Source organism: Xanthomonas sp. NCPPB 3959, from assembly GCF_056675575.1.
This window is the reverse complement of record NZ_JBWWVR010000001.1, coordinates 172,789-189,267: the sequence shown is the minus strand read 5'-3', so window position 1 is coordinate 189,267 and position 16,479 is coordinate 172,789. Positions and strand designations below refer to the sequence as shown.

Genomic DNA, 16,479 nt, shown 5'->3' with positions numbered 1-16,479 from the left:
CTCCGATTCCCTGGCTGGCCCTTGATGACCGATTCCGTGACCGCGCTGCCACTGGCACCGTCGTGCGCCTCCACTACGCAACGATCCGCGTCGCCGCTTGGTACGCCTGATCGTTTGAGCCGAGCTGTGAGACGGGTTGTGATCGTGGCGAGTGCGGGTGCTGCGCGCCGGTTTTCCATCCGCCGGAGCCAATGTCGATGAACACGCCTGTAGAACGCTGGCACCCGGATGTCACCGTCGCCACCGTGGTGGTGCGCGACGGGCGCTTTTTGCAGGTGGAGGAGACCATCGGCGGCCGCCTGCTATTGAATCAGCCGGCCGGACATCTGGAGCCGAACGAAAGTTTGCTGGACGCAGCGGTGCGCGAGACCCTGGAAGAGACCGGCTGGGATGTGCAGCTGACCCAGTTCATCGGCACCTACCAGTGGGTTGCGCCAAGCGGCCAGTGTTTTCTGCGCTTTGCCTTCGTCGCCGATGCGCTGACCCACCACCCCGAGCGCAGCCTCGATACCGGGGTGGTACGCGCACTGTGGATGACCCCGGAAGAACTGCGCAGCGCGGCCGGCCGGCTACGCAGTCCGCTGGTGTGGGAAGTGGTGAAAGATTATCTGGCCGGTCAGCGCTATCCTTTGGCGTTGGTGCAGCACGTCGCATGAGTACGCCGCGCATCATCGTTGGCGTGTCGGGCGGCGTGGATTCGTCGGTGGCCGCCTGGCGGCTTGCCCAGCAAGGCGAGTCCATCGCCGGGCTGTTCATGCAGAACTGGGCCGACGACGGCAGCGGCGATTGCCGCGCCGAGGACGACCGGCGCGATGCGGTGGCGGTGTGCGGGGTGCTCGGCATTCCGTTCCACTTCCGCGATTTTTCCAGCGAGTACTGGGGCGGTGTGTTCGAGCATTTTCTGGCCGAATACGCAGCCGGACGCACGCCCAACCCGGACGTGCTGTGCAACCGTGAAGTGAAGTTCAAGCATTTCCTGGATGCGGCCCAGGCGCTGGGTGCCGAACGCATCGCCACCGGTCACTACGCGCGGGTTACGCACAGCGGCGGGCGTTGGCGCCTGTTGCGTGGTGCCGACCGCGGCAAGGACCAGAGTTATTTTCTGCACCAACTGGGGCAGACCCAGCTGGCGGCAACGTTGTTCCCGATCGGCGATCTGGAAAAAAGTACGCTGCGCCGGATCGCCCAGGACGCCAATCTGCCGACGCATGCCAAGAAGGATTCCACCGGCATCTGCTTCATCGGCGAGCGCGATTTTCGCGAGTTTCTGGGCCGTTATCTGCCTGCGCGCACCGGCGAGATCCGCGACCCGCAGGGGCAACGCATCGCCGAACATCCGGGGGTGTTCTATTTCACCCTGGGTCAGCGCGAAGGCCTGAACATCGGCGGCGTGCGTGGGCGTGCTGCGGCGCCGTGGTATGTGGTGGGCAAGGATGTGGCGAGCAACGTGCTGTACGTCGATCAGGACCGCGACAGCCCGCTGCTGCAATCGCACTGGCTACAGTCCGAGCAGGCCCATTGGGTCACCGGGGCGCCGCCGGCGCGCAGCTTCAGTTGCACCGCACAGACGCGCTACCGGCAGCCCGATGAACCGTGCACGGTGGAGGTGCAGGACGATGGCAGCGTGCAGGTGCGTTTCGAGCGGCCGCAGCGTGCGGTGACGCCGGGACAGTCGCTGGTGCTGTACGACGGCGAAGAATGTTTAGGGGGCGCAGTCATTGCGGCCACCGATGCACCGATGGAACGCCAATTGGCGGGATCTTCTTTTTTACCCGAGGTAGTGGCTTGATGAGTTCTTCCATGGATCACCGCGTGCTGGCGCTGGCCGGCGTCGCCCAGGCCTTGCAGCAGGTGCGGCGGATCGCCGAAACCGGGCATTCGGAGGCTGCGACGGTGCGCACCGCCATGGACAGCGTGTTCCGGGTGGATGCCTCCTCGCCGGAGGCCGTGTATGGCTCGCCAACCGACCTGGCGCCGGGTCTGCGGCTGCTGCATAACTATTTCCGCAATCAGGGCCAGGACGAGGTGTTGCCGCGCCTGGCGCTGGCGGTGCTGCAACTTGAGCGCCGCTTCGTGCGCGACACCGCCACCGTCACCACCGTGTCCAACGGGATCGAGGCTGCGGCGCGTCAGGCACAGACCCTGGGCGACAGTGGCCACCCCGACGTGCTGAGCGCGCTGGGCGCGCTGTATGCGCAGACCATCAGCCACTTGCGCCCCAAGGTGATGGTGCAAGGCAACCCGCATTATCTGGGCCAGGCCGGCGTGGTGGCAGAAATCCGCGCCTTGCTGCTGGCAGCGGTCCGCTCGGCGGTGTTGTGGCGGCAAATGGGTGGCAGCCTGTGGGATTTCTTGTTTGCCAAGCGCGCAATGCTCGAAGCGGTGGAACGCGCGCTGCGTTGAACTCCGCGACAAACATGCTTTGCCACACGCGCTAGCGGCCGCTGGCGCGCGTCAACAGCGGTTGAACGGGCGAGACGATGTGGCGATCGTCGCTAAAGACAAAGGGGGTACGGCCGATACAGCAACCGTGACTCTGCCGAGAACGCCCATGTATTCACGTCCACTGATCCGTCTAGCCGCCCCTTTGGCTCTGACCTTGCTGTTTCCCTTCGCTGTCGGATTCGACTGGCCCGCTTCGGTGCGCTGGGCGATCCTGGCGACCATGACCCTTAGTTGGTTGGTTTTCGCTGCCTGGGTGACGTATTCCCAGTTCCGGCGCAATCCTGACCAGACCCGCATCCTGCGCGAGCAGGACCAACTGCTCAACGAACTGCGTACGTTCGTCAGCAACGAAGTCGACGGTTCGCGCTCGGAAGTCGAGCGTGCCCGCGAACTGATCCGCCAGGCCGTGTCCGGTCTGGGTGGCAGCTTCGAAGCGATGAACCGCAAGTCGCGTCAGCAAAGCCAGGCACTGGCCCGCATCGTCGACCGTGCCGGTGACGATGGCAGCGCCGGCGTCGACGTCGCCCGCTTCGCCCAGCACGCCAGCTCCCGCATGGAGCAATTGGTGGAAGCGCTGGAACAGGTGAGCGGCCAAAGTACCAACACGGTGCATCACATCGATGAGATGGCGCAGCACCTGGATGGCATCTTCGCGCTGCTGGAAGACGTCAAGTCGATCGCTGACCAGACCAACCTGCTGGCCTTGAACGCCGCCATCGAAGCAGCACGTGCCGGTGAAGCCGGTCGTGGCTTCGCAGTGGTCGCCGACGAGGTGCGCAATCTGTCAGAGCGTTCCACCACCTTCAACGAACAGATCCGCAAGCTGGCGCACAGCTCCAAGGAATCGATCTCCAAGGTGCGTGAAACGGTCTCGCAGCTGGCCTCGCGCCACATGGATCGTTCCCGCGAGGCGCGCCATGAATCGGCGGCGATGCTGGAGAACGTCGCTCAGATCAACGCCTCGTTGGGCGATGGCATGCGCGAAATCTCCGAGTGCGCTCGCTCCATCGACGGTAGCGTGGCCGAAGCGGTGCGTGCCCTGCAGTTCGAGGATATCGCCACGCAGACGCTGAGCGGCATCCACACTCACCTCGATCGCCTCACCGCGATCAACCGTGAAGCGGTGGCGCTGCAGGAACTGCTGCATCGCAATGGCGGCGTGTACGACAGCGATCTGGTCGCCGCGCTGCAGAAGGTTTCCACCCGCCTGCGCGATATGCGCGTGGAATGGGAACGCCCGCCGCACAAGCCGGTGGCACAGCAAGGCATGGGTGCCGGCACGGTCGAGTTGTTCTAAGACCGATGCCTGCCCGCAGCTTCTGATCCCGACATTCCCCGGCCTCCCGGGGATTTGTCGTTCCGCAACGACCTGGTGTTCCGCTCATGACGCTTCTCACCCCGACCGTCGATAGACCCACCGCCGTGCTGGAATCAGCCGTCGTTGCGGCCGCACAGGCCGAGCGCATCGCGCAGAGCGATGCTGCCCGGCCCACGCCGCGACGCGTGCGCATGCCGGCTGCATTGGAACGGCTGGAATGTGCAGCACGTGCGGAGGTACAGGCATTGATCCATCCGCGCCGTAGCAGCAGCGAAGAAGAATTGCTGTTCGCCACCGTGGCCTGGGATCTGGGCCTGGACGGTACTGCGGTCGGCGTGTCAGGACGCTGATGTCGAAACGGCGGGGCGTGCCTCGGCAGGCGCCCCGCTGGTTGTCATGACTGCCTGAGTTATCGATTATGGGTTAGGCAGTGCCGACAAGCCTGGCTCTGAACCACGCAGCATCTTTCGATTGCAGCATCAGGGTGACGTCTCCCCTTCCCGCCTGCTCTGCGACTTCTGCGACACAACACAACTTGACGCTTCGATCGATGCGATGTCATGGCAATGATGTAGTGCGCGACATCTTGCGCGAGTGCGCTTGCGAGCTGGGTGCTTGCTCGCGATAAAAAGCCGTGAGATCTCGGCTTTCTTGGGGGTATTAGACGCTCGCAATGTGGTGTTGCAGAGCGGCTGATCTGCGGCTTGGCTGCGGGCCCTCGATTGACCAAGCGTTTGTTTGCATCTAAGCGCTGCTTGCTATGACTCGACATCTCGGTTGTCTTCACGTCGTTGGAGACTGCGGATAGATCGGTCGTAGAGCGGCTGATCTGCGGCTTGGTTGCAGGGCCCTTGCCCGCCTACCATCGCGGGACACGCCGCAAGTACGTCCGTGTAGGCTCTTACGCGGCATCCATGCCGCGTAAGGTCCCGCGACGGTAGGCGGGCAAGGACCAGTCGAAAATGTCGGTGTGCATGTTTGCAAGCAATGCACCGCGCGCAATGTTCGGATAACGGCTCGTCCGATCAGCATCCCAACGCAAGTCGAGCATCGGGAATGCTTTTACCTGGGCCACCGATCAACGCGCTGGTGCGGTGTCCTCACCGATTGCGGGACCGTGTGGCGGCATGGATGCCGCCACCGAGCCTACATGGACGTACTTGCGGCGTGTCCCGCGAGCGGTGAGGGCATCGCGCCCTCGACTGACTCAACTTTTGACCTTGGCCAAATAACGCTACGACTCGATAGCTCGCTTGTCGTGGAGAGTGGTTGGTTTGCGCGGATAGATCAGTTGTAGAGCGCTGATTTGCTGCTTGGCGCTGGTGAGGGCATCACGCCCTTGATTGACTAGCGGCGGCTAACGAAATGTAGCGAGCAGTCATCAGGATGGGCGTGGAAGGCGCGGACGAACCGGAATGCACGAGTGTTAGATGCCGGCCGCACCCGCCTGGCGACTTCGCAGCAGTTTTGTCAGCCGCTCTGAATGCGAGCGATGCCACACACTAGGTCAGTTGGCGATGACCAACCGCGCACCGAGCCGCATGCCGGCTTCGGCTTCGCGCAGCCACTGCGCCATGTCGCGTGGCGACAAAGGGCGCGAGTAGAAGTAACCCTGGATCTCGTCGCAGCCCTGCAGGCGCAGCAGTGCGTCTTCCTGCACCGTTTCCACACCTTCGGCGACCACCTGCATGCCCAGCGCATGGCCCAGATGCACGATGGCCTGGGTGACTTCAGCGGTGTTGGCGTCGTCGAGCATGCCTTGCACGAAGCTGCGGTCGATCTTCAGGCGCTGCACCGGGAACCGGTTGAGATAGTGCAGGTTCGAAAAACCGGTACCGAAGTCGTCCACCGCCAGCAGCACGCCGTTCTGTTCGAACAGCTCGAAACAGCGGCGCAGCGAATCCGAATCGCGGATCAATGCGGACTCGGTCAGTTCCAGCTCAAGCCGCGACGGCGACCAACCGTTGTCGCGGCAGATTTCCAGCACACGCTCGGCAAAGCCGCGCTCGCGCAGCTGCACCGCAGACACATTGACCGCGATGCGGCTGAAATTGAGCCCGGCACGGTCCCAGACAACGGCCTGGCGGCAGGCTTCACCGATGACCCATTCGCCAAGGCGCACGATTTCGCCGCATTCCTCGGCGATCGGAATGAACTCGACCGGGCTGCAGGGACCATGACCTGGACGATTCCAGCGCATCAGCGCTTCGATCGCCGGCGAGGTATCGCCGACCGTGTTGACCAGCGGCTGGTAGACCAGCGTGAATTCTTCGCGCTCGAGCGCGCCCTGCAGCGCGTGCTCCAGCTCCAGGCGGCGCTGCGCACGCAGCAGCACGTCCTGGCTGTAGTAATGGAAGGTGTTGCGGCCGGATTCCTTGGCCGCGTACATCGCCGCATCGGCGGCGCGCAGCAGGCTATCGAAATCCGACAGGCCATCGCCCTGCAGCGCAATCCCGATGCTGGCACCGAGCTTGAGGGTGACGTGGTCCTTGCGCAGCGGCTCGCCCAGCGCGCTGATCAACTTGCGTGCGACGTGGCCGGCATCTTCCGGCTCGCCCAGATCGCGCAGCAGCACGATGAATTCGTCGTCGCTGAAGCGACCGAACAGATCGCTGTTGCGCAGATGCTGATGCAGGCGCGAAGACGCCAGCTTGAGCAAATTGTCGCCGGTGGCATGGCCGAACGAATCGTTGATGCTCTTGAAGCCATCCAGATCGATCAGCAGCATCGCCAGCACCTGACCGCGCTCATGCGCTTCGCGAATCGCGTTCTCTGCCTGCTCGCGCAGCAGAAAGCGATTCGGCAAGCCGGTCAGACGGTCGTAGTGCGCCAGCAGCTCGATGCGCTCGTTGGCTTCGCGTTCGCGGGTGACATCGCGGAACAGGGCGACAAAACGCGGCGGCAGGCCTTCGCGACGGTCCAGTTCGATCAGTACCTGCACCCACACGCGCTGGCCGGAGTTGCGGTAGAAACACAGCTCCAGCTGCTCGGGCAGGCCGCCATCGGAAATACGCAGCAGCGCCGCTTCGAAGGCGTCGCGCGAATCCTGGGTGTACAGCGACAGCGCCTGCTCCAGGGTGATGTTCTCTTTACGCAGACCGTGAATGCGATAGCACTCCTCGGTCCACTGCATGCGCCGGGTGTCGACCTCGATCTCGCAGCCGCCGATCTTGCCCAGCGCGGAGACGCGGTTGAGCAACTCGGTGCGCCAGCGGATCAGCGCGTCGGTCTGGCGTTGCTCGGTGACGTTCTGCAGCTGGCCGAGCAGGCGCACCATGGTGCCGTCGCCATCGAAGACCGGCTGTGCCCACACCCGCAGATGATGCGGATTGATGCCGACAAGGCCATTGATTTCCAGCTCGAAATGCATCGGCATGCCTTCGTGCTTGATCTTGCGCCAGGCGCTGCGCAGCTGCGCAATCGAGGGCCGGCCGAGCAGACGCAGGATGTCGCGAATGCTCTGCAGCCGTACCTGGGTCATGCCGAGCTGCTGCAGGAAATCGGGCGAGACCCACAACGCGTCTTTGAGCGTGTCCAAGCTCCAGCTGCCCATGCTGGCGATACGCTGGGCATCTTCGAGCTGGGCCTGCTGCTCGCGCAGCTGCTGCTCGAGCAATTTGTGGTGATGCACGTCGGTATGCGTGCCGACCATGCGCAGTGGGCGGCCGTCGGCGGTCCGCGAGACCACGCGGCCGCGATCGAGGATCCAGCGCCACTGGCCGTCGCTCTGACGCAAGCGGAATTCGGCCACATAGGTATCGGTGCGCCCATCCAGGTGCGCCTGTACGGCGGCACTGACCAGCGCGTGGTCGTCGGGGTGAATCAACCCGGACAAGGCGGTGAGATTATTCGGCAGCGGCTGCTCCAAGTAACCGAGCATGCGGGTCCAGCGCTCCGAGCGGTACACCACGTCGGCAGGAATATCCCAATCCCACAAACCGTGATCGGCGCTGTCCAGACCCATTTCCCAACGGCTGGTGCCATCGGCGCCCACCGGCTCGGGAATGCTCAGAGTGAAGGCCATCACCTGGCCGTGTTCGTCGCAGACTGCGCGCAACCAACCTTCCAGACGCCCGCCGCCGGTGCCCGGCAGCACGCATGCCGCCATGCCGCCGTTATCGGCCACCTGGGCTCGGCTGCTTTCCAGAACTTCGGCATAGGCACCCAGGGTTGCCGGCAATCCAAGCGACTGCGCAACGCGGTTGGCCGCCAGAGGCTGACCATGCGCATCCAACAACACCACCGCTGAGGTCAACGGGTGCTGCAGCATGCTTGCAATGACGCCTGAGTCCACTCTGGAACACTCCGAAGAATCGACCCCTGCCTCGGAGTCGCAATGGATAACGGCCGTTTTGGCGATTAGTTGAGGTACCTGTTTGCGGCACGACCGAACCGGGCCGAGTTACGGCTAAGATGGCTGCATCGCCCGCTCCAAAGGTCGTTCGCGGACCCATGCCTGATCCCGTTGCCGCGCCCGCGTTTTCGTCCGCCCCCGTCTCCCGACTTCGCCTCGCCGAACGCCTGCAACAGGGTCTGTGGACGCTAACAGGGCTGTATCTGCTGACCGGTGTGGTGTGGCTGCTGCTGGGCAACCGGCTGCTGCACCTGGCCGGCGCCGCCATGCCCGAGCGCTGGTCGGATGCGAGCTTTCTGGTGGTATCGAGCATCGTGATCCACCTGGTACTGCGCCGCTTTGTCGCGCTGATCGTGGAAGAGCACGCCCAGCTGGCGCAGTCCGAGGCACTGCTGCAGGCCAAGTTCCTGGCCCTGCCCAGCCCCGCCCTGATCTACGACCTGGCCACGCTGCGCATCCTGGATGCCAACCCGGCAGCGCTGGAATTCTTCGGCTGGGAGCGCGACGAGTTTCTGCAGCAGACATTGCAGGCGATCTGGCCCAATGCCGACGGCGTGCGCCTGGAAGAAATCATCACCCAGATCCGCGCCAAGGGCGACGACACCTGCACCTTGCACGAGGATCTGCTGACCCGCAGCGGCCCGCGCCATGTCGAGATCCGCAGCAATCAGCTGCATCTGGCCAGCGGCCCTGCCCGCCTGGTGGTCACCGTGGACCGCAGCGAGGAGCGCCAGGCGCAGCATCTGCGCGACGAAGCGCTTGAGCGGCTGGAAGAAGCGCAAGGCATCGCGCGGCTGGGCTCGTGGCAGCTGGATCGCGCCACCGGCCTGGGCCGTTATTCGCCGGCGGTGTATCGGTTGCTGGGCCGCAGCGTGCCGATGCATCGCCGTGAACATCGGCTGGAAGAATTGCTGACCGCCTCGGATACCGCCACCCAGGCACGCATCGAACGGATGATCGAAGACATGTGTACCGGTGGGCAGGTGCAGATCGATGTGCTGCTACCGCTCACTGGCGGCGACTCGCAGCCGCGCACCGTGCACCTGCGTGCCGAGAGCGTCACCACGACGAGCGGCGCACGCCATATCCACGGCACGCTGCAGGATGTGAGCGAGCGCGAACAATCGCGGCGCCTGCTGCGCGAGCGCGAGGAGCAGTTCCGCGAGCTGGTGCGTGTGCTACCCGATGGTGTGCTGATCCTGGCCGACGAGCACGTGATGTATGCCAATGCGGCAGGCTCGACGCAGTTCGGCTTCCAGGGCGAGACCATTCTGGGCGAACCGTTGCAGACGCTGGTCGGCGAGCATGATCTGCCAATCGTGCGCGAGTATCTGCGCGCAGGCAGCGACCGCAACGAACCGGTGTCCAGCGCACGGGCGATGCGCCGTCGCGATGGCAGCACCTTTTATGCTGGCTTGTCGGCTGGCGATATCCGCTACGGCGGGCGCGCCTGCAAATTGCTGGTGGTGCGCGATTTGAGCGAACCCGAGCGTATGCGCGACGCCCTGGCCGAAAGCAATGCCGAACTGCAGGCGATGGCAAAGCGGTTGTTCTCGTTGCAGGAAGACGAGCGCCGCGCGATCTCGCGCGATCTGCACGACGATATCGGCCAGGCGATCACCGCGATGAAGCTATCCGCACATGCCGCGCTGGACGAGCTGGACCCGGCCGCGCGTCGCGAGGATCTGCTCGAGGTGGTGTCGCTGGCCGACAGCACGGTGACCAAGCTGCGCAATCTGTCGATGCTGTTGCGCCCGCCACAACTCGATGCACTGGGTCTGGAAGCGGCGCTGCGCTGGCAGGCTTCGATGTTGTTCCGCGCCTCGCAGGTGCATCTGGAACTGGATATCCAGGCCCTGGACGTACGCCCCGGCAACGAAATCGAACAGGCGTGTTTTCGCATCGCGCAGGAAAGCCTGACCAATGCGTTGCGGCATGCCTGCGCGGGCGAAGTGCGCATGAGCCTGCAGACGATCGACAGCCAGAGCTTTCGCCTGGAAGTAAGCGATGACGGCGATGGCTTCGAACCCGAAGGCCCGCGCGGTCTCGGGCTGATCGTGATGCGTGAGCGTGCGCAAACCGTCGGCGGCGCGCTCGCGATAGAATCAGCCCCCGGAGCAGGCACGCGCGTGACGTTGCGCCTGCCCTATCACCCGGTCGGCGAGTCCGTCCACGACGATGGTGGACGTTGAGTCATGTGGAGCCCGGTTATTCCGCCTGGATTGGAAATCGTCAAACCCACGCGCCTGGGTGCAGGCAATCCCGAACTGCTGCATCTGGTGGACGCTGCTGCATCCGGCGGCCCGCCGTTGATGGTGTTCCATATCGATATCGATCACTTTGCCTCGATCAACGAGAACATGAGTGCCGAGGTCGGCGATCAGGCGCTGACGCTGGTCGCGCGCCGGCTGCAGGATTTCCTTGGCGCGCGCGGCAAGTTGTGGCGTCACGGCAGCGATGAAATGGTGGTGGTGGCGGTGCGTCGCGAAGACACGCCACTGCCGGAAGATTTCGCCGAAGAGATCCGCCAGCAGCTGGAATTGCCGTTATCGGTGTTGCCGTACACCTTGTTCATGACCGGCAAGGTCGGCATCAGCCTGTGCCCGGAACACTCGAGCTCGCTGTCGATCCTGCTCGATTACGCCGAGGAAGCCAGCTACCAGGCCGCGCGCGAAGGCGGCAACACGGTGCGGCTGTACACGCGCAACTCGACCACCAGTGCGCATAGCGAAAGCATCATCGCGCGGCAGATCGTGGATGCGATTCCGCATGGCGAGCTGCGTCTGCGCTATCAGCCGCTGGTGAGCGCACGCGACGGCCGCATCGTGGGCATGGAGGCTTTGCTGCGTTGGCAATCGCCGACGCTGGGCATGCTGGTGCCGGAGCGTTTCATGCGCACCGCCGAGCGCCTGGGCGTGATCGTGCAGATCGGCGAATGGGTGCTGCAGAACGCGGTGCGCCAGGCGCGTCTGTGGCGCGACCAGGGGTTCGACGACTTCAGCATTGCGGTGAATGTGTCCACGCTGCAGTTGCTGCGCCCGGGCTTCTTCAACGAAGTCATGGGTATGTTGCAGACCGCTGGCGTGCCGGCGCAATTCGTCACGTTGGAGATCAACGAAAGCGCGTTGACCAACAACGTCAACTTCGTCCACGAGACGATGGCCAACCTGCGCAACGAAGGCATCAGCCTGAGTCTGGACAACTTCGGCACCGGCGATTCCAGCCTCAGTGCGCTGGTGCGGTATCCGGTGGATCGACTCAAGATCGATCGCAGCTTCATCAAGAGCGCACCAGCCGGCAGCCGCGAGGCGGCGATTGCGCGCGCGATCATCGCGATGGGCCACCAGCTCGGCATGACGGTGATCGCCAACGGTGTGGAATCGCAGGCGCAGCTGGGCTTTCTGCGTCGCAACGATTGCGACATCTTCCAGGGTTATCTGTTCGGCGAACCGATGTCGGCCGAGTCGGCAGGCATGGCGTTACGTCGCCGCTATCTGCGCCCGGAATCGTTTGCCGAAAGCCGCCCCGACCGCACGCTGCTGCTGCTGGACGACGAAGAAAACGTGCTGCGCTCGCTGGTGCGGTTGTTCCGCCGCGACGGCTACCGGATCCTGGCCGCCGGCAATGTGCGCGATGCCTTCGACCTGCTCGCCACCAACGACGTGCAGGTGATCCTCTCCGACCAGCGCATGAGCGACATGAGCGGCACCGAGTTCCTGGGCCGGGTCAAGATGCTCTACCCCGACACCGTGCGCCTGGTGCTCTCCGGCTACACAGATCTGGCCACCGTGACCGAGGCGATCAACCGCGGCGCGATCTACCGCTTCCTGACCAAGCCCTGGAACGACGACGAACTGCGCGAGCACATCCGTCAGGCCTTCCGCACGCACGATGAGTTGCGGAACGGCCGGGAGTAGGGATTCGGGATTGGGGATTGGTTAAAGCCGGCAGCGATAGTCGGGAGCTGCAACCGGGGATTTGCTAAAGCAGGCAAACGGCAAGCGCGCCGCAAAGCTGCTCTTGCCAATCCCTAATCCCGAATCACCAATCCCAGCGCGAAGCGCTACCGCGGCTGCCGCACCGGCAACACGATGCGAAAACTCGCGCCCTGCCCCGGTGTGCTTTCGACGTCGATACGGCCGTGGTGCTTGTTGATGATGCCGTAGGAAATCGACAGGCCCAGACCAGTGCCGCTGCCGACCGGTTTGGTGGTGAAGAACGGGTCGAAGATGCGTTGCATCAAGTCCGGGGCGATGCCGGCGCCGGTGTCCTGGAACTGGATCCAGACCTGCTCGGTGCCATCGGTGCTTTCGCGGCCGGTGGTCACGATAATCGTGCCGCGCTCGACAATCGCCTGGCCGGCGTTGAGCAGCATGTTCATGTAGACCTGATTGAGCTCGGAGGGCAGGCATTCCACCAGCGGCAGCTCGGCGTAATTGCGCTCCAGGGTCACCTTGTACTTGAGCTCGTTCCAGATGATGTTGATCGTGGATTCGAGGCCGGCGTGCAGGTCCACCATCTTCCACGACTCGGAACGGTCCGAATACGAGAAGTCCTTGAGGTCGCGCACGATGCGGGTCACCCGCTCGATGCCTTCGCGCGACTCGGCCATCAGCTGCGGCAGATCTCGGCTGATGAAGTCGATATCGGCGCGGTTGCGGATCTCGTCGATTTCGGGGATCAGCGCCTTCGGATCCGGCGCCTGCAGCGCGCGCTCGTAGGCTTCGATCAGCGTGAACAGGCTGCGCAGATACTCCTGCAGGCTGCCCAGGTTGGAGTGCACGTAACCGATCGGATTATTGATTTCGTGCGCCACGCCCGCGGCGAGCTGGCCGATGGAGGCCATCTTTTCCGATTGCAGCAGTTTGTCCTGTGCACCATTCAAACGCAGGTAGGCCTGGCGCAATTCGGCGTGGCGCTGTTGCAGCTCGCGCTCGTAATCCTGCTGGCCTTCGATGTTGTGGAACAACGCCAGAAAGTGCCCGACGCCCTGCTCTTCGTTGTAGTACAGATGCGCGATGACCACGCGGTCGCCGACCGGCAGGCTGCCGGTCCAGGTGCCCTTGCTACGCGCCTGATTGAGCGCATCGGACGGCAAGACCTGCGAGATCCGCTCGCCGAGATTGCGATCGTCGTCGGGGTCTTCCTTGCACAGGCTTTGGCGCGCGATGGCGTTGGCCAGAATCAGCTGCCCGTCTGCGCGGAACAGCAATACGCCCTCGAGCATCTGATCGCCGAAGGCGCGCAGCATGTCCGAAGACGGCAATAGGGTCTGATTGAGAAAAAACTTGGCAGTCACGGGAAGAGGCGGCGTAGAAGACGCGTCAATATACGCCCAACCGCCTACGCGCCGTATTGCGCAACGCCACGATCTGGCACGTGCGGCAGATCGGATTGCGCGACGCATGTGCGCTGGACAACGCGCACACACGCTCTACGCGAGGTTAATCGCTCAAGCCACTGCCAGCGAACGTCCGCCGCGCAGTACGCTCGATTGACCCTTGGCGTCATAGGACGGTGCACTCTCGGTGCGGCCCAGGTGACGCAGTGCCCAGTTCACTTCGCGACGCCGGCGTGCCAGCAGCGCGCCGTTGGCGCGATTGGCTTCGGCCAGTTCGCGCAGACGCGCTTCTTCGCCTTCGGGCATTCGCGCTTCGAGCGCGCGCAGTGCCGAGAGCTTGTCTTGCGTATGCCGCATCAACCCATCGATGTCGTTCTCGAGTAATGCCTGGCGTTCGCCGGCCAGCGCGTCGCTGAGACGTTGCAGGAACTCGTTCACGTTCATCCTTTCGGCTGGGAATTAACCCGCCAGTTGCTGATTCAGATCCATCATGCGGCTGGCGATGGCATCCGGGTTGATGGAATAGCTGCCGTTCTGCAACGACTCCTTCACGGCCTGGACGCGACCGGTGTCGATCGCCGAGGACTGCGAAAGCGTGCGCTGCAAGTTCTGCAGGTTGGTAGCCTCGCCGGTCAGCTTGACGCTGTCGGTGGGCGGAAGTGCTGCAATCGGGGACGCGCGGTCTTCACCGGCCGAAGCGATCTTGCTGCTTGTGGCGGCGGTACGAAGGGTGGCGGCGGTCGGTAGATTGCCTTCGATTTTCTGGGTCATGTCAGGAACTCCTCTACAGGTCGTAGGGGATAACGGCATGCCAAAAAAAAACTTTATAGCGAATTTCTATCTCGACACCACAACGGTCCCGCTCGCTTCGACGATCCCCTGCACCACCCGGCGCGAGGACGAGTTTTCCACCGAGACGCGCTCGTTCTCGCCGGCGTCCGACAAGGCGCGACCGCTCATGCGCACTTCCAGACCGCCGTTGCGCGACACCAGCGGCACCGTATCGCCGCGCCGCACCAGCCGCTGCGTGACCAGATCGTTCGACGACAGCAACGACCCGGCCGGCAGAATGCGCCGGGCGGTCTTGCCCACCGCAGCCACCGGATCGGCCAGTACCGCACCGACAATGCGCGCGGCATCACGTTTCTCGATGCTGATATCGGCCAGCGAGATGGTTTCTCCAGCGCTGATGCCCCGGCGCAACACCAGTACGTCCTGATTGCGGCGCACCTTGAGCGGCACGAACAGACGCCAGCCGGCCGGCTGCGGGCAGGCCACTTCGACCGTGTTGGTCCCGGTGGGCTGCGCCTGCAGCGCAATCGGGCACGCCGGCATGCGCAGGCCCGGATCGAGCGTAGCCTCGGCCTCGGCATCGGGGCCGACGGTGGCCAGGGCGGCAGCACGGATGGAATCGACAGACTGGTAGCTCTGGGCCCAGGCCGGAGCGGCAGCCAACAAAATGACAAGCAGTAGCAGGCGCATGGGACCAGATCCGGAGGAAGACGGAACAGACAGTGCAAGAGGTGTGCCGGTTTTTTTTGCGGGGGATTGGGGAGTCGGGATTGGGGATTCGCAAAGGCGGCTTTGCTGGTGATTCGTTTACCCGTTGCCAAGGCCCTTTCACCCACTGCATCTATCCGACCAACTGTCACTTAAAGCTTTCAAGGACGCAGAAGCAGCAGCGGCCTGACCACTCGCTAGTGCACGCCTTTGAGCCAATCCCGAATCCCAAATCACCCCATCCCAGCGCTTGAGCGAATCCCCAATTCCGATTCCCGAATCCCGGTGGCACTCCGCAGCCTGCAAAGCCCCCTCAAGTTATTGGGCCACCCTGTCGATATCTGCCCCATGACCCACGATCTGCTCAACCGCATCGACCAGCGCACCCGTCTGGCTGGCCACAATCGACTGGCCCTGCTGCTGTTCCGGCTGGGCGGGCGCCAGCTTTTTGGCGTCAACGTCTTCAAGGTGCAGGAAGTGCTGCGCCGCCCGGACCTGTTTCAGGTCCCCGGCCTGCCGACCGAGTTCGCCGGCGTTGCCGACGTACGCGGGCGCTCGGTGCCGGTGCTGGACTTGGGCCTGGCCATCGGCCATCCGGAGCGCGACACGCTTTCCGAAAACGGCCCTGGCTATCTGGTGGTGGCCGAATTCAACCGCTCGGTGCAGGGCTTTCTGGTCAGCGGCGTGGAGCGCATTGTCAATATTGCGGTGGAAGACATCCATCCGCCGCCGGAACTTGGCGCCGAAGCCACTTATTTGACGGCGGTGACGCGCTTCCAGGGTGAATTGATCCAGGTGATCGACGTGGAAAGCGTGCTTGCCGACATCGCCAAGGTCAGCAAGGACGTGCAGCTGGATCCCTCGCTGCAGCTGGTCGCCTACGACCGCCAGTTCCAGGTACTGGTGGTGGACGATTCGCGCGTGGCGCGTCAGCAGATCCGCAGCGTGCTCGACCAACTCGGCGTCGCGGCAACCTTGTTGTCGGACGGCCGCCAGGCGCTGGACCATCTCTTGCAGGTTGCAGCGTCAGGCGAGAATCCGGCCGACCGCTACGCGATGGTGATCTCCGACATCGAAATGCCGGCGATGGATGGCTATACGCTGACGACGGAAATCCGGCGCACGCCGGGGCTGCAAGGCCTGTACGTGCTGTTGCATACCTCGTTGTCGGGTGTGTTCAACAACGCCATGGTCGAACAGGTCGGCGCCAATGCCTTCGTGGCCAAGTACAGCGCCCACGAATTGGCCGATTATGTGTTGGCGCGCCTGAAAGTGGTCGCCGAAGCGGCCTGATCAGGCCAATCGGCTGCTGGATCCGAGCCGATAGCAGCAACAAGGCGTCGCGCCGGGCTGCAAAAAGCTTCGCGGCATAGAAGTGGTCAGTGCGTCGACGCGCTTTTGAAGTGACACCTGCCGACGCCAGACCGCCTCAGGTGATGCCAAACCTTCGGCTTGGCGCGCTTGATTGAATCAACGTCGTGACGGACACAGGTCCATCGCGTTTCGCCGACGGCCAAGGCG

At 63.7% G+C, this 16,479-nt stretch carries 13 protein-coding genes and 1 other RNA gene; 8 read left to right on the top strand and 6 right to left on the bottom strand.

Going from position 1 to position 16,479, the window contains the following annotated elements:
• Positions 1 to 197: 197 nt before the first annotated feature.
• The 5 genes from AC1KVG_RS00755 to AC1KVG_RS00735 all read left to right on the top strand — a co-directional run bounded on the left by AC1KVG_RS00755 (position 198) and on the right by AC1KVG_RS00735 (position 4,113).
• Complete coding sequence (locus tag AC1KVG_RS00755) at positions 198 to 656, top strand: NUDIX hydrolase (protein ID WP_023903973.1); 459 nt, start codon at positions 198 to 200, stop codon at positions 654 to 656.
• The gene (gene mnmA / locus AC1KVG_RS00750) at positions 653 to 1,789 is read left to right on the top strand and encodes a tRNA 2-thiouridine(34) synthase MnmA (protein ID WP_481093182.1); all 1,137 of its coding nucleotides are present in this window, start codon (positions 653 to 655) and stop codon (positions 1,787 to 1,789) included. The genes AC1KVG_RS00755 and mnmA overlap by 4 nt, the downstream gene beginning before the upstream one ends.
• Positions 1,789 to 2,403, top strand: a complete 615-nt coding sequence (gene hflD / locus AC1KVG_RS00745) for a high frequency lysogenization protein HflD (protein WP_481093181.1) — start codon at positions 1,789 to 1,791, stop codon at positions 2,401 to 2,403. Before mnmA ends, hflD begins: the two co-directional genes overlap by 1 nt.
• 61 nt (positions 2,404 to 2,464) lie before the next feature.
• On the top strand, positions 2,465 to 3,742 hold the full coding sequence (locus AC1KVG_RS00740; protein ID WP_176340961.1) for a methyl-accepting chemotaxis protein: 1,278 nt from the start codon (positions 2,465 to 2,467) through the stop codon (positions 3,740 to 3,742).
• Between the two features lie 86 nt (positions 3,743 to 3,828).
• Positions 3,829 to 4,113, top strand: coding sequence for a hypothetical protein (locus AC1KVG_RS00735; RefSeq protein ID WP_481093180.1), 285 nt, complete (start codon positions 3,829 to 3,831; stop codon positions 4,111 to 4,113).
• A gap of 1,005 nt (positions 4,114 to 5,118) precedes the next feature.
• Here AC1KVG_RS00735 and AC1KVG_RS00730 read toward each other — a convergent pair.
• Positions 5,119 to 5,195, bottom strand: a non-coding RNA gene (locus tag AC1KVG_RS00730) — sX9 sRNA.
• A 75-nt stretch (positions 5,196 to 5,270) separates the two neighbouring features.
• A complete protein-coding gene (locus AC1KVG_RS00725) occupies positions 5,271 to 8,057 on the bottom strand; it encodes a bifunctional diguanylate cyclase/phosphodiesterase (RefSeq protein ID WP_481093179.1) in 2,787 nt (928 codons plus the stop codon).
• 119 nt (positions 8,058 to 8,176) lie between these two features.
• Between AC1KVG_RS00725 and AC1KVG_RS00720 the strand changes: the two genes are divergently transcribed.
• Together AC1KVG_RS00720 and AC1KVG_RS00715 are read left to right on the top strand one after the other, a co-directional pair.
• Positions 8,177 to 10,309 carry a sensor histidine kinase gene (locus AC1KVG_RS00720; RefSeq protein WP_080949677.1) on the top strand — a complete coding sequence of 711 codons (2,133 nt, stop codon included), beginning with the start codon at positions 8,177 to 8,179 and terminating at the stop codon, positions 10,307 to 10,309.
• 3 nt (positions 10,310 to 10,312) lie between these two features.
• The gene (locus AC1KVG_RS00715) at positions 10,313 to 12,034 is read left to right on the top strand and encodes an EAL domain-containing protein (protein WP_006450200.1); all 1,722 of its coding nucleotides are present in this window, start codon (positions 10,313 to 10,315) and stop codon (positions 12,032 to 12,034) included.
• 146 nt (positions 12,035 to 12,180) lie between these two features.
• On the opposite strand, the gene AC1KVG_RS00710 is transcribed toward AC1KVG_RS00715, so the two are convergent.
• The 4 genes from AC1KVG_RS00710 to flgA form a co-directional block, all read right to left on the bottom strand.
• Positions 12,181 to 13,416, bottom strand: coding sequence for an ATP-binding protein (locus AC1KVG_RS00710; RefSeq protein WP_023903966.1), 1,236 nt, complete (start codon positions 13,414 to 13,416; stop codon positions 12,181 to 12,183).
• A 153-nt stretch (positions 13,417 to 13,569) separates the two neighbouring features.
• Positions 13,570 to 13,902 (bottom strand): flagellar protein FlgN, encoded by a 333-nt coding sequence (locus tag AC1KVG_RS00705; RefSeq protein WP_006450202.1) that lies wholly within the window; start codon positions 13,900 to 13,902, stop codon positions 13,570 to 13,572.
• 15 nt (positions 13,903 to 13,917) lie between these two features.
• The gene (flgM, locus tag AC1KVG_RS00700) at positions 13,918 to 14,229 is read right to left on the bottom strand and encodes a flagellar biosynthesis anti-sigma factor FlgM (RefSeq protein WP_006450203.1); all 312 of its coding nucleotides are present in this window, start codon (positions 14,227 to 14,229) and stop codon (positions 13,918 to 13,920) included.
• 66 nt (positions 14,230 to 14,295) lie between these two features.
• Positions 14,296 to 14,940 carry a flagellar basal body P-ring formation chaperone FlgA gene (flgA, locus tag AC1KVG_RS00695; RefSeq protein ID WP_006450204.1) on the bottom strand — a complete coding sequence of 215 codons (645 nt, stop codon included), beginning with the start codon at positions 14,938 to 14,940 and terminating at the stop codon, positions 14,296 to 14,298.
• 366 nt (positions 14,941 to 15,306) lie between these two features.
• Between flgA and AC1KVG_RS00690 the strand changes: the two genes are divergently transcribed.
• Positions 15,307 to 16,251 carry a chemotaxis protein gene (locus tag AC1KVG_RS00690; RefSeq protein ID WP_006450205.1) on the top strand — a complete coding sequence of 315 codons (945 nt, stop codon included), beginning with the start codon at positions 15,307 to 15,309 and terminating at the stop codon, positions 16,249 to 16,251.
• Positions 16,252 to 16,479 lie beyond the last annotated feature (228 nt).